At 71.4% G+C, this 12861-nt stretch carries 11 protein-coding genes, 1 tRNA gene and 1 pseudogene; all 13 read right to left on the minus strand.

From position 1 onward, the window contains the following. Nucleotides 1-2: 2 nt before the first annotated feature. Entirely contained in the window at nucleotides 3-992 is a 990-nt protein-coding gene (locus tag ABD733_RS05320; protein WP_344793981.1) for a ribokinase, read from the minus strand. A gap of 13 nt (nucleotides 993-1005) precedes the next feature. Beyond that, nucleotides 1006-2874 (minus strand): ATP-binding cassette domain-containing protein, encoded by a 1869-nt coding sequence (locus ABD733_RS05325; protein ID WP_344793982.1) that lies wholly within the window; start codon nucleotides 2872-2874, stop codon nucleotides 1006-1008. 28 nt (nucleotides 2875-2902) lie between these two features. Then, nucleotides 2903-3820: an extracellular solute-binding protein gene (locus ABD733_RS05330; protein ID WP_344793983.1), complete on the minus strand. Its 918-nt coding sequence runs from the start codon at nucleotides 3818-3820 to the stop codon at nucleotides 2903-2905. A gap of 63 nt (nucleotides 3821-3883) precedes the next feature. Next, the gene (locus ABD733_RS05335; RefSeq protein ID WP_344793984.1) at nucleotides 3884-4789 is read right to left on the minus strand and encodes a glycoside hydrolase family 16 protein; all 906 of its coding nucleotides are present in this window, start codon (nucleotides 4787-4789) and stop codon (nucleotides 3884-3886) included. A 169-nt stretch (nucleotides 4790-4958) separates the two neighbouring features. Next, the gene (locus tag ABD733_RS05340) at nucleotides 4959-5918 is read right to left on the minus strand and encodes a glycoside hydrolase family 16 protein (protein WP_344793985.1); all 960 of its coding nucleotides are present in this window, start codon (nucleotides 5916-5918) and stop codon (nucleotides 4959-4961) included. A gap of 323 nt (nucleotides 5919-6241) precedes the next feature. Beyond that, a tRNA-Thr gene (locus ABD733_RS05345) sits at nucleotides 6242-6314 on the minus strand. Nucleotides 6315-6353: 39 nt separating this feature from the next. Next, nucleotides 6354-7019, minus strand: a complete 666-nt coding sequence (locus ABD733_RS05350; RefSeq protein ID WP_344793986.1) for a TetR/AcrR family transcriptional regulator — start codon at nucleotides 7017-7019, stop codon at nucleotides 6354-6356. A gap of 14 nt (nucleotides 7020-7033) precedes the next feature. Beyond that, nucleotides 7034-8182 (minus strand): DNA polymerase III subunit delta', encoded by a 1149-nt coding sequence (locus ABD733_RS05355; RefSeq protein ID WP_344793987.1) that lies wholly within the window; start codon nucleotides 8180-8182, stop codon nucleotides 7034-7036. Nucleotides 8183-8184: 2 nt separating this feature from the next. Further along, entirely contained in the window at nucleotides 8185-8805 is a 621-nt protein-coding gene (tmk, locus tag ABD733_RS05360) for a dTMP kinase (RefSeq protein WP_344793988.1), read from the minus strand. After that, nucleotides 8805-11804: a type I DNA topoisomerase gene (gene topA, locus ABD733_RS05365; protein ID WP_344793989.1), complete on the minus strand. Its 3000-nt coding sequence runs from the start codon at nucleotides 11802-11804 to the stop codon at nucleotides 8805-8807. The genes tmk and topA overlap by 1 nt, the downstream gene beginning before the upstream one ends. Before the next feature lie 296 nt (nucleotides 11805-12100). Then, nucleotides 12101-12343 (minus strand): annotated as a pseudogene (locus ABD733_RS05370) (Rv3654c family TadE-like protein); the annotation flags it as partial. A 7-nt stretch (nucleotides 12344-12350) separates the two neighbouring features. Next, on the minus strand, nucleotides 12351-12710 hold the full coding sequence (locus ABD733_RS05375; protein WP_344793990.1) for a TadE family type IV pilus minor pilin: 360 nt from the start codon (nucleotides 12708-12710) through the stop codon (nucleotides 12351-12353). Then, nucleotides 12691-12846, minus strand: coding sequence for a DUF4244 domain-containing protein (locus ABD733_RS05380; RefSeq protein ID WP_344793991.1), 156 nt, complete (start codon nucleotides 12844-12846; stop codon nucleotides 12691-12693). The genes ABD733_RS05375 and ABD733_RS05380 overlap by 20 nt, the downstream gene beginning before the upstream one ends. Nucleotides 12847-12861: the final 15 nt, after the last annotated feature.

Genomic DNA, 12861 nt, shown 5'->3' on the forward strand with positions numbered 1-12861 from the left:
TATCAGGGATTCGAGGGGGCTCCCCCGGTGCCGCCGCCGAGCCCGAGGTCGGCTGGCCGCGCGTACGACGACTGAGCCCCGACGCCGCGGATCGCGAACGTGCCGGCGCGGGTCCCGAGGGTCACGGCGTCGCCGAGGCTCGCCGAGCCCGACTCCTGCCCCGGCTCGGCACTGTCGGCGGAACTGGCGAGCGCGAAGGCGAGCGCGCCGACGAAGGCGTCGCCGGCTCCGGTCGTGTCGACCACGTCGCTGGTCTCGCGGGCGGGGACGTGCGCGGCCTCCTCGCCGTCCCGTGATCCTGCCCAGACGGCGCCCTGCGCTCCGAGCGTGATGACGGCGGACCGCGACACCGTGAGGAGCCGGCCGACGGCCTCCAGGGCGGCATCGACGCCGGCGACCGGCTCGCCGAGCAGCTGCGACGCCTCGATCTCGTTGAGCACGAGCGGGTCGGCGGCCGCGAGCACGTCGGCGGCGACCTCGCGGTAGGGAGCGAGGTTCAGGATCAGGCGCGACCCGGCGGCGAGGCAGGTGCGCGCGGTCTCCTCGAGGACGTCGAGCGGCAGCTCCCCCTGCAGGACGACGAGCGTGTCGGCGCCTCCGAGACGGATGGCGGCCGCGCTGGCCCTCTCGGCCGTCACGGTGTCGTTTGCCCCCGAGACGACTGTGATCGCGTTCTCGCCCGAGTCGTCGACCGAGATGAGCGCGAGGCCGGTCGGAGCCTGGTCGACGATCCGCACGTCGTCGATCGTCACGCCGTCCTTCTGGAGGGACCGCAGGATCCGGGCCCCGTCGTCGTCCCGCCCGACCGCGCCCACGAAGTGCACGTCGCCCCCGAGTCGGGCCGCCGCGATCGCCTGGTTGGCGCCCTTGCCGCCGGGGAGTTTCACGAGGCTCCGCGCGATCGTCGTCTCGCCGCCCTCGGGCGCGCGGGGAACGCGGACGAGGTAGTCCTGGTTGGCCGAACCGACGACCACGATGCGTCTGCTGCTCACGGCTCCCAGCCTGTCACGGTGCGGCGTGCTCCGCCGACGGGTCGGTCCAGACCGAGAGAGCGGCAGGATCCCAGGACACGTCCGCCGCATCACCGACCGCGAGCTCGACGGTGTCGGTGGTGTGTGCGCGGAGCTCCGCGTCGACGCCGATCCGCACGGTGAGGCTCGTCGACGTCCCGAGCTCGGCCACGTCGACGACCGTCGCGGGCAGTCCCGCCGGTGTGCCGTCGGCAGGGCCCGCGCCACGGAGCCGCACCCGGAGCCGCTCGGGCCGCACACTCCAGAGCACGGCCTCGCCCTCGGCGATGCCGTGGCCGGGCGCGGGCACTCGGGCGCCGGCGGTCTCGATCGCCTCCCCCGACACGGCCACGCCCCGCAGCAGGTTCGGGATCCCGAGCAGCCGCGCGACCGCCGGCGAGGCCGGACGCGAGAAGACGTCTCGCCGCGGGCCCGCCTGGAGCAGCCGTCCGCCATCGATGACGAGGATCTCGTCGGCGAGCATCGCGGCCTCCTCCGGGTCGTGGGTGACCAGCACCGTCGACAGCCCGGTCTCGACCTGGAGCCGCCGCAGCTCGCGGCGGAGCTCCTCCCGCACCGGAGCATCGAGGGCCGAGAACGGCTCGTCGAGCAGGATCACGCGCGGTTGCCGACTGAGTGCGGACGCGAGGGCGACCCGCTGCCGCTGACCGCCGGAGAGCTCCGACGGCAGGCGGTCCTCGAGGCCGTCGAGGCGGAGCGTCCTGAGCCACCAGGAGGCGACGGCAGGATCGGTGCCCACCCCGAACCGCACCTGCTGAAGCACCGTCCGTCCCGGCAGCAGGGCCCCGCCCTGGGCCACGTAGCCGACGTGGCGGTCCTCGGCGGAGACGGCCGTCACGTCGTCGCCGCCCAGCCGCACGGATCCCCGAGCGCCGTCGAGGAGGCCCGCGAGCGCTCTGAGCGTCACCGACTTGCCGGAGCCCGACGGCCCGAGGATCGCGATCCGGTGCGCGCCGGCCCCGTGGGAGAGGTCGAGCGTGAAGGCGCCGACGCGGGCGTCCAGCGCGAAGGCGACGGGCGTGGGGGTGTCCGGGCGGGGCGGGGCCGGCAGGATCGCGCGGGCGGCGCTGGTGCTCCGGGATCCTGCGCTGCGTCGCCTGCAGGAAGGACGCCGGGCGGCCCCCAGGAGCACGGCCAGGATCGCGATCCCCAGCGCAAGAGCGGTCGGCGCCTGCGTGCCGGGGATGCCCGCCGACTGGAACTGCACGCTCGTGAACACCGGCAGCGAGTACGGGTGGTACGCCAGCAGCACGGTCGCGCCGTACTCGCCGAGCGCACGCAGCCAGGTGAGCAGCACGCCGGCGCCGATTCCCGACGCGGCGGCGGGCAGGGCCACGCGGACGAAGCGCGCAAGCGGCCGGTGCCCGAGGGTCGCGGCGAGATCGTCGAGCGCAGGATCGAGGGCGGCGAACGCACTCCGCGCCGCGATCACCAGGAACGGCGAGGCGACGAAGGTCTGCGCGATGACGATTCCGGCGAGGCTCCCGGTCAGGCGGCCGTCGAAGAGCTCGCCCAGCCAGGTGTACGGACCGACGACGTAGATCAGGACGATGCCGCTCATGACCGGCGGCAGAGCGAGCGGCAGCTGCACGAGGATGCCGAGCGCGCGGCCGAGGCCGCCGGTCGAGCGGGCCAGGGCGTAGGCGAGCGGCACCCCGAGGACCACGATGATCGCCGTCGAGATGCTGGCCGTGACGATCGAGGTCCAGAAGGCGGCAGCGAGGCCGGGCGTCTGGAAGCCCCGGTCTCCGGAGACGGCGAAGCGCACGACGAACGCAGCGATCGGCACGAGGAGGAAGAGGGCCAGGAGACCGCCCAGGAACGCGAGCGGGCTGCGGGGCATGGGGTCCAGCCTAGGGAGGCGCGCGGCGCTAACGGCTGAGCACCCCGGAGAGGCTCTTCGGGACGCCCGTGCCCGTCACTGCGGCGGGCGTCTGGAGGTCGTAGCCGAACCCCGTCAGGGCCTTCCGCCCGGCGTCGCCGAGGAGGTACTCGATGAAGGCGTCGGCGCCCTTCGGGTTCGGCGCCCCCTTCAGCCTCGTGACCGTGTAGGTCGCCTTCAGGTCCTGACCGGTGAGCGGGATCGTCTCGATGCCCGCCGCCTTCGCCTCCGAGGCGTAGAAGAACGCTGCGTCGAGCTGGCCCGACTGCAGACGGCCGACCAGCGACTCCTCCGGCTGGACGTCGTCGTACGACTTCGCGATCGCCGCGAGCTCGGGCCTGTTCTCGCTCTTCGCGGCGCTCTCGAGGGCCGTGACGCTGAGAGCGCCCTTGGGATCGGTCAGCGCGTCGGTCGATCCGAGTCGGAAGCCCTTCTCACCGACGACGTCGTACCAGGGCTTCGAGCGGAGCTCTGCCGCGAACGACGACCTCGGGTTGATGCCGATGACGAGCTTCGACGAGGCGAAGGCGGCGTACCACGAGACCCAGCCGCCGTTCGCGGAGCCCTCGAGGGTCTGGTTCACCTTCGGACTGGCGCTGACGAAGACGTCGGCCCTGACTGTCTTGCCCTTGATCATCGTCGCGAGCGCCCCGGATCCTGCGCCCTGCCCCTGGAACGTGTAGCCGGTGGTGTCGTCGTAGGCCGGCCCGACGGTCTTCTCCATCAGGTCGACCAGCGACCCGGCGTAGAGCACCGTCACAGTACCGCTCCCCCGCGCGATCGTGCTCGTCGACGACGGCGCCGGAGAAGCGCTGCCGGACGAACCGCCGGAACAGCCGGTGGCGACCAGGGCGACGACCACGGCGAGCGCGACCAGGGCCGGAACGCGGCGCGAGGGCAGGATCATGCCCTCACCGTACCCTGATCTGCGGCTTGATCTAGCACGCGGGCACGCATCTGCGGATCGAGGTCAGGCCGTGCGGTCGTAGACGACGATCCAGTCGATCTCGATGTGCCCCTCGGCGCCTTCGGGAGGAGCACCGCGGCCGATCCAGGTCTCGGCCTGCAGCGTCACGCGCATCGGCGTCGTCGGGATGCCGGCGTTCACCTCGGCGATCAGGTCGTCGTCCCAGTAGAAGCGGATCGCGTCGGGCGTCCACTCGGTCGTCGCCACGTGGAACCCGGTCTGATCCGTCGGCGCGAAGTGCTCGCGATCCGGCAGGAAGCGCATGGTCCTGGTCCAGAAGCCGATGCTGCCGACGATCGCCGAGGCCGGGCGCGTCCGCGCGTCGAGGTCGCCCTCGGGCCAGTCGATCTCGCCGTCGTTCCAGCGATCGGACGACGGCCAGAAGAGCCCGACGAACTTGTAGCCGCGGGCCGACGAGGCCCGGTACCGCAGCTGCACGCGACCGTAGAGGTGCGGGCGGTAGTCGTCGGGCAGGACGGAGGCGACCAGGTGCCGGTCGTCGACCGTGCGGAGGTGGAAGTCGAGCACGGAGTCGTGGACGGAGAGCACCCGCTCGGGCGCGTAGGTGCCGTGCCCGGAGGTGTCGCGGCCGCCGGGGTAGGCGTTCATCGCCGGATACGCGGTCAGGACGTCGCCGGTGGCCGCGTCGCGCAGGAAGTCCTCCGCCAGCGTCGGGGTCCAGGTCGTGCCGTTGCTGACGACTGCCCCGGAGGGCATCGCGTCGCTCACGGGCGGTGCGTCGGAGGTCGGCGGGACCTCGGGGACCGGCGGGATCTCGGAGTCCGGCAGGACGTCGGGGACGTGGCCGAGGACGCTCTCGACCCGGTCGTGGAAGACGCCGCCGACGACGGCGAGGACACCCACGGACGTCGCCCCGACGATGCCGAGGAAGGCGCGGCGACTGACCACGTGCTCCTCCTCGGGACGGCGGCAGAGAGGTGTCCGCCGAAGAGAGGACACGACACCGAATGTAGCGGGTGCTGGACCCCCTCAGGCTGAGGGTCTGCCGCAGGCTGAGGGCCTGCCGAGCCGTCCGACGAGGGAGCTGGGCGGGCGGAGTCGTCTGTCGGCGGTGTCGTCAGCGCGCCTCGTGGATGGTGATCCAGTCGATCTGGATGTGACCGTCCGACGAGTTGGACGGAGCGCCCTGGGCGATCCAGGTCTCTGCCTGCAGCGTGACCCGGAGGGGCGTCGTCGGGATGCCCCTCGTCACTTCGGCGACGAGAGCGCCGTCCCAGTAGAAGCGCACCGCGGACGACGTCCACTCCGTGGTCGCGACGTGGAACTGCGACTGATCGGTGTTCGCGAACATCTCGGTCGGCGGCAGGAAGACCGGGGCGCCGCCCTTGCCCTGACCTAGGGTGCCGGCGATAGCGGAGGCCGGACGCGGGTGACGCGTCAGGTCGCCCTCGGGCCAGTCGATCTCGCCCTCGTTCCAGTTGTCGGACTTGGGCCAGAGCATGCCGACGAACTTGTAGCCGGTGATCGGGTCGGCCCGGTAGCGGATGGAGACCCGCGCGTGGACGTGCGGCGCGTAGTTGTCGGGGACGACGGAGGCGACGAGGTGCTGGCCGTTGACGCTGTGCAGGTGGAAGTCGAGCGCGGAGTCCTTCACCGAGAGCACCTGATTCGGCGCGTAGGTGCCGTAGCCGGAGGTGTCCTTGCCGCTGGCGTAGAAGTTCAGCTTCGGGTAGACCCGGGTGACACCGCCGAGCGGGGCGTTCGTCAGGAAGTCCTCGGCGTAGACCTGGGTCCAGGTGGTGCCGTTGCTTACGATCGTCCCGGTCGGCATCTTCGAGCCGATCAGGGACGCGGTCGTCGCGGTGGCGGTGGCCTCCGCCGCAGGTTCTGCGACGGGCGCGACGGTGGCTGCTGCGGACGGGACAGCACTCGGCCGGGCGGTGGCGGACGCGGTCGCCGCCGGCGTCGGTGCTGCGATGCCGGTCTGCGGTGCGTGCCAGCGGTGTCGCCAGCCGAAGAAGGCGGCGCCGGCGGCGCTTGCTCCGAAGAAGCTCAGGAAAGAACGGCGAGAGGGCATGGGTTCGCTCCAGGAGGGGGTTCATGGGGTGGACGGTCAGGCTGCGGCAGCCCTCGTACCCCCCAAACTAGGGGGTCGCGGCCCTCCCCACACACTCCGTCAACATCTCCGTGGACAATTTCACCCCTTCACCCCCCTGTGGAGGCCGCGCCCGCCCCTGCTCCGGTCGTCCCTGGAGCCGTCCGCAATGCGCACGCAGAGCGGGCCACGGGAGGTTGCGCAGCAACCGACCAACCGGAGCCGCCGCGGCGAAGCCGCCACGCGGCGAAGCCGCCAGACAAGCACCGCGGGCTGTGGGAGGTTGCGCAGCAACCGACTAACAGAGCCGCCTGTCGGAATCGAACCGACGACCTTCTCATTACGAGTGAGACGCTCTACCGACTGAGCTAAGGCGGCGTGGTTTCGGGCCGGGGCCCGAACGCACAGTCAGATACATTACCCGATGTCGGGAGCCTCCTGTGACATGAGCGCGGCGGCCCTGCCGAAGCTGTCGTCGAGGTGTGCGCGGAGGGTGGCGCCGACGGTCTCGCTCTCGTTCCGCTGTTCGACCCACTCGGCCCAGCCGTGTCGGAGGGCGGCCATGATCATGAGGGTCATCAGCTGGGCGTCGCTGGTGAGCTGCTCGGGATCCTGCGCCCGTTCGGGTCGGTCGTGCTCGAGGCGGCGGCGGACGGCGTCGCCGAGGGCTGCTTCGAAGTCGTGCATGCTGGCGGTCCGTCGGGCGAACAGCTCGGGGTGGTCGCGGAGGACTTCGCGGCGGGCGCGGACGAGTTCGCGGTCGGTGATGTTGGCTTCGGTTGCGGTCTCGATGAGGTCGACGACGTCGTGCAGGATCCTGCCGGGGCCGGTGCCGTGGACGAAGGGCAGCAGGCCGTCGCCCTCGGGCAGGACGGGCGGGTCGCCGACGACGGCGTCTTCTTTGGAGGGGAAGTAGTTGAAGAACGTCCGGGCGGAGACGTCGGCTTCTCGGCTGATCATGTCGACGGTCACGGCGTCGTAGCCGAGCTGTCGGACGAGGCGCAGGACTGCGACCTGGATGGCGCGCCGGGTGGCGAGTCGTTTGCGTTCGCGGAGGCCGGGCGGGGAGACGTCGTCGGTCATGAGGACATCTTGGCTTACCGGACGGGGTGGCGGCTGACTGCGATCAACATCGCCTCGAGTGCGAGGGCGGGTGCCACGTTGCCGTCGATGCGCGTGCGGGCCGTGCTGATGGCGTCCATCACGCGCAGCGTCGTCGCCGATGTGGCCGCGGAGGCCGCCTGGTCGAGCTCGCTGCGGATGCTCTGGTTGATCGGCTCTTCGCTGACGCCGAGCTGGAGCAGCAGGATGTCGCGGTACAGCGAGAGCAGGTCGACCAGGATGCGGTCGATCCCGTCGCGGAGGCTCCGGGTGGCGCGCCGCTTCTGGTCGTCCTCGAGGGCGCGGAGCTGCGCGCGGAGGGCCGGCGGGACGGTGCCGCCGGGTGCGATGCCGAGGGATCGGAGGGCGCTCTCGCGTTCTTCGGCGTCGCGTTCGAGGGTGATCGCCTTGGCGTCCTCGCCGGCGACAGCGAGGAGTGTCGCCGCGGCGATGACGGCGTCGGAGACAGACCGGATGGCCAGGGCGGTCTCGAGCGTCTGGCGCCTCCGCGCACGGGCGTCGGGGTCGGTCGCCAGGCGGTGCGCCATGCCGATGTGGCTTTGGGCCTCTCGGGCTGCGACGACCGCGGTCTCGGCGTCGACACCGTCGCGCTCGCGCAGCAGCTCGGCGACGTCGCCGACCGAGGGCACGCGGAGGCGGACGCTGCGGACGCGCGAGCGGATCGTGGGGATGAGGTCGGCCTCGCTGGGGGCGCACAGGATCCAGACGGTCCGTGGCGGGGGCTCTTCGAGGGCCTTGAGCAGGACGTTGGAGGTGCGCTCGGTCATCCGGTCGGCGTCTTCGATGACCACGACCCGGTAGCGGCCGACGGACGGCGAGAACTGCGAGGCCTTCACGAGCTCGCGGACCTCGTCCATCTTGATGATGACCATCTCGGTGCTCAGGACGGCGAGGTCGGGGTGCGTGCGGGCCTGCACCTGCCGGACGGTGGCGTCTTCGTCTTCGGGGCCGCGCGAGAGGAGCGCCGCGGCGAACGCGTAGGCGAGGTTGGACCGCCCTGATCCGGGCGGGCCGGTGATCAGCCAGGAGTGCGACATCGCGGTGTTGCCCGCGGCCGTGCTGGCGGCGGCGCGGAGCGAGCGGATCGCGTCGGCCTGCCCGGTGAGGTGATCCCAGACGCCCATTGTCAGGCCAGCTTAGCTCGGACCCGCTCGCGGATCAGGCCGGCGATCTCGTCGACGGGGAGGCCCGCGTCGACGACCAGGAAGCGCTCGGGCTCGTCTGCCGCGAGGTCGAGGAACGCGGCCCGCACCCTCGCGTGGAACTCGGACGCCTCGGCCTCGAGCCGGTCGTACTCCGTCCGCGAGCGGTCGAGGCGGGCCCGGCTGGCTTCTTCGTCGAGGTCGAGCAGGATCGTGAGATCGGGCAGCAGGCCCTCGGCCGCCCAGAGCGACAGTGCGCGGATCTCGGCGGCGACGAGCACCCGCCCGGCTCCCTGGTAGGCCACCGACGAGTCGAGATAGCGGTCCTGGAGGACGATCTCGCCCCGCTCGAGGGCGGGGCGGACGAGCGTCGAGACGTGGTGCGCGCGGTCGGCGGCGTAGAGCAGGGCCTCTGCCCGGGGCGCGATGTGGCCGCGGCGGTGGAGCACCATCGAGCGGATCTCGTCGCCGAGCTCCGTGCCGCCGGGCTCGCGGGTGCGGACCACTCCGTGCCCGGACTCGGTCAGCCAGGTCTCGAGGAGGGCGGCCTGCGTCGACTTGCCGACGCCGTCTCCCCCCTCGAGAGTGATGAAGAGGCCTGCCACTACTCGGACTCGGTCGCCGTCGTGGTGGCTGTCGTCTTCGGGTTGCCGGTCTTGGCAGCGGGAGCGCGACGCGCGGTCGTCTTGGCAGCCGCCGTCTTTGTCGCCGCCGTCTTGGTCGCAGCCGTCTTGGTCGCGGCGGCCTTGGTCGCCGCAGGCTTCTTGGCGGCTGGCTTCTTCGCGGCGGGCTTCTTCGCGGCGGGCTTCTTCGCGGGGGCCTTCTTCGCAGCCGGCTTCTTGGCCGGTCCCTTGGCCCGCTTGTCGGCGATCAGCTGGACGGCGCGGTCGAAGTCGACCTCCTCGACGGTCTCGCCGCGCGGGATCGTCGCGTTGGTCTCGCCGTCGGTCACGTAGGCCCCGAATCGGCCGTCCTTGATCTTGATGGCCTTGCCGCTGACAGGATCGGGCGCCTCGAACTCCTTGAGGGCGCTCGAGGCCCGTCGGGCCCCGTACTTGGGCTGAGCGTAGAGCTCGAGGGCGCCCGCGAGGTCGATGTCGAAGATCTGGTCCTCGCTCGTCAGCGACCGCGTGTCGGTGCCCTTCTTGAGGTAGGGACCGTATCGGCCGTTCTGCGCCTGGATCTCCTCGCCCGACTCGGGGTCGAGCCCGACGGTCCGGGGCAGGTCGAGGAGTCGGAGAGCGGTCGCCAGGTCGATGGAGTCGACGTCCATCGACTTGAAGAGCGAGGCGGTGCGCTCCTTGGGGAGCGCCGCCTTCTTGGCCGGAGCCTTCTTCTTGGCGGGCGCCTTCGTCAGCGTGGTGCCCTCCGCCTCGGACGGAGCCGCCGCGGCCGCGACCGGAGCGGCCTCGAGGATCTCGCCGGTGTCGGAGTCGACCGCCGCCTCGACCTCGACCTCGGGGGTGCGCTCGGTGACGTAGGGGCCGAAGCGGCCGTCTTTCGCGACGACCTCCTTGCCGGAGTCGGGGTTGACTCCCAGCACGCGGTCGCCGACGACGGGCGCGTCGATGAGCTCGCGGGCCCGGGCGGGCGTGAGCTCGTCGGGGGCGAGGTCTTCGGGGACGTTGACGCGGCGAGGCGTCTCGGGGTCTTCTCCCGGCGCCTCGAGGTAGGGCCCGTAGCGGCCGATGCGGAGGGTGAGCCCTTCGCCGAGGGGGATCGAGTTGATGTCGCGGGCGTCGATCTCGCCCAGGTTGTCGATGACCTTGCGGAGGCCGCGGTGGGTCTCGTTGCCGAAGTAGAAGCCGTTGAGCCAGTCGACCCGGTCGGCCGCGCCGTCGGCGATGAGGTCGAGGTCGTCCTCCATGCTGGCCGTGAAGTCGTACTCGACGAGGTCGCCGAAGTACTCCTCGAGCAGCCGCACCACGCTGAACGCGATCCAGTTGGGCACGAGCGCCGTGCCGCGCGGGGTCACGTAGCCGCGGTCGACGATGGTCGACATGATCGCCGCGTACGTGGAGGGGCGCCCGATGCCGAGCTCTTCGAGTGTCTTGACGAGGCTCGCCTCCGTGTAGCGGGGCGGAGCGCTGGTGTCGTGGCCCTTGGCCTCGACGTCGTCGAGCGCGAGCGCCTGACCCTCGGTCAGCGACGGCAGCTTGGCCTCGGCAGGTCCGGCGTCGGCGTGGCGCTCTTCGTCCTGGCCCTCCTCGTAGGCGGCGAGGAAGCCGCGGAACGTGATGACGGTGCCCGTGGCGACGAACTCGGCGAGGGTGCCGCGCTGGCCTGCGCCGCGCGATCCGGCGTCGATGCCGTCGACGGCCTCGGTCGTGGTGGCCGCGACGACGACGGAGGCGGTCGACCCCTTGGCGTCGGCCATCTGCGAGGCGACGGTGCGCTTCCAGATCAGGTCGTAGAGCTTCCAGTCGTTGCCGCGGAGGGTGCCCTCGAGCTGGCTCGGGGTCTTGAAGGTGTCGCCGGAGGGGCGGATCGCCTCGTGCGCCTCCTGCGCGTTCTTGCTCTTGCCGGAGTACAGGCGGGGCTTCTCGGGCACCGTCTCGGCGCCGTACAGCTTGGACGCCTGCGAGCGCGCCGCGTCGATCGCCTGCTGCGAGAGCGACGGCGAGTCGGTCCGCATGTAGGTGATGTAGCCGTTCTCGTAGAGGGACTGCGCGACGCTCATGGTCTGCCGTGCCGAGAAGCGGAGCTTGCGCGCCGCCTCCTGCTGGAGGGTCGACGTCGTGAACGGGGCGGCGGGGCGGCGTGTGTACGGCTTGGACTCGACCGACTGCACCACGACGGCGACGCCGGGCTCGTAGAGGGCGGTGGCGAGAGCCTGCGCGTTGCTGCCGTCGAGGGCGATCGAGTCGCCCTTGAGCTGCCCGCGGTCGTCGAAGTCGCGACCGGTGGCGATCCTGGACCCGTTGACCCGGACGAGCCGCGACGGGAAGGGGAGGCGCTCGGTGACGGGCGAGAAGATCGCACTGAGGTCCCAGTAGCTGGCGGAGACAAAGGCCAGGCGCTCTCGCTCCCGGTCGACGACGAGGCGCGTCGCGGCCGACTGGACGCGGCCCGCGGAGAGTCCGGGGCCGACCTTCCGCCAGAGCACCGGCGAGACCTCGTAGCCGTAGAGGCGGTCGAGGATCCGCCGTGTCTCCTGGGCGTCGACGAGCGCGGTGTCGAGCTCGCGGGTGTTCTCCTGCGCCTTCTGGATCGCGTCTTTGGTGATCTCGTGGAACACCATGCGCTTGACGGGGACCTTGGGCTTGAGCTCCTGGAGGAGGTGCCACGCGATGGCCTCGCCCTCGCGGTCCTCATCAGTCGCGAGGTAGAGCTCGTCGGCACCCTTGAGGGCGCGCTTCAGGTCGGCGACGGTCTTCTTCTTCGCGTCGGAGACCACGTAGTACGGCTCGAAGCCGTTCTCGACGTCGACGGAGAACTTGCCGAGGGAGCCCTTCTTGAGCTCCGCCGGAAGGTTCTTGGGCTCGACGAGGTCGCGGATGTGGCCGACGGACGCCAGCACCTCGTATCCGCTGCCCAGATACTGACCGATCGTCTTCGCCTTCGCGGGCGACTCGACGATGACCAGTTTCTTCGTGCCTGGCACGGGACTCCTTGGATGGTGGTAAGGACTGCCTGCGAAACGCGCAGGCGGCTTGAGTCGTTGTCTCGACAGATGGCCGATTCACGAGAGAGCAGATGCCCGACGGCCTCTTCGCCCCGCCGATCGGTGAGATCGCACGATGTCGGTGCACCCGACAGGCACACCATACACACACCGGGCGGGGGTCTCGCTCTTCCTTTCTTGGAAGGAGCAGTGCGCAGCCCGGACGCACGAGGCGGCGGACCGGCCGTCGCCGAGACGTGGATCGACAGTCCTCCGACGGCCCCGCCGACCCGCACCGTGACCGTGTCCCCGCTCACCTCGCACGTCTCGAGGACGGCTCGATCGGCCTCCGCGACGGTGCGCGCCGCCTCGCACGGAGACATCGGCAGAAGGCCCGCGAGACCATCCGCGGCAGCGAGCGCAGCCGCGTCGGCAGCCCCGGAGAGACGGTGCCGCTCGATCAGGACGCCCGAGGTCAGGACCGTCATCGAGCCGATCGCCACGACCACTCCGAGGAGGGCGGCTGTGAAGACGGTCACGGCGCCCTCATCCCCCGCCCTCGGGCGCGCAGCTCTCCGCGGAGAGCGAAACCCCTTTCGCCAGCGGACCGATCGAGGCAGTGCGGCGGAGGTGCACGCACACCAGCCCTCCTCTCGTGATGTCGACCTCGGCACCCGGGGCGAGGTGGCGGACGGCGAGGTCGACCAGCCCGTCGTCGCCCCGGCCCGCGGCACGAGCGGCGACGCCTGCTGCGTCGGCCAGTCGGACGCCCTGGCCCGCGACGCCGACGGCGCCGACGGACAGCGCCGTGACGAGCAGGAGCGCAGGCAGGACGACGGCGAACTCGGCTGTGACGGTCCCCTCCTCCCCGCTGGAGCGCAGCCGGTCATCCGACGGTGAGCGCACGCTTCACCAGCTCGGTCAGGACCGACTGGATGGCCCCGGAGCGCAGGATCGTGACGAGGACGCCCGCGAACGACACCGCGGCCATGATGACGATCGCGTACTCGGCCGTCGCAGCTCCTTCGTCGTCTCGGAGCACCTCCAGGAGCGGGCG

It is taken from the genome of Frondihabitans peucedani (assembly GCF_039537585.1).
Lineage (GTDB): Bacteria > Actinomycetota > Actinomycetes > Actinomycetales > Microbacteriaceae > Frondihabitans > Frondihabitans peucedani.

Bases quoted from the DNA above. Each gene is read 5' to 3' on its own strand.
- ABD733_RS05350 (WP_344793986.1), bottom strand. From the start codon at position 7,019: ATGACCGACGACGTCTCCCCGCCCGGCCTCCGCGAACGCAAACGACTC.
- ABD733_RS05325 (WP_344793982.1), bottom strand. From the start codon at position 2,874: ATGCCCCGCAGCCCGCTCGCGTTCCTGGGCGGTCTCCTGGCCCTCTTC.
- ABD733_RS05330 (WP_344793983.1), bottom strand. From the start codon at position 3,820: ATGATCCTGCCCTCGCGCCGCGTTCCGGCCCTGGTCGCGCTCGCCGTG.
- ABD733_RS05355 (WP_344793987.1), bottom strand. From the start codon at position 8,182: ATGGGCGTCTGGGATCACCTCACCGGGCAGGCCGACGCGATCCGCTCG.
- ABD733_RS05340 (WP_344793985.1), bottom strand. From the start codon at position 5,918: ATGCCCTCTCGCCGTTCTTTCCTGAGCTTCTTCGGAGCAAGCGCCGCC.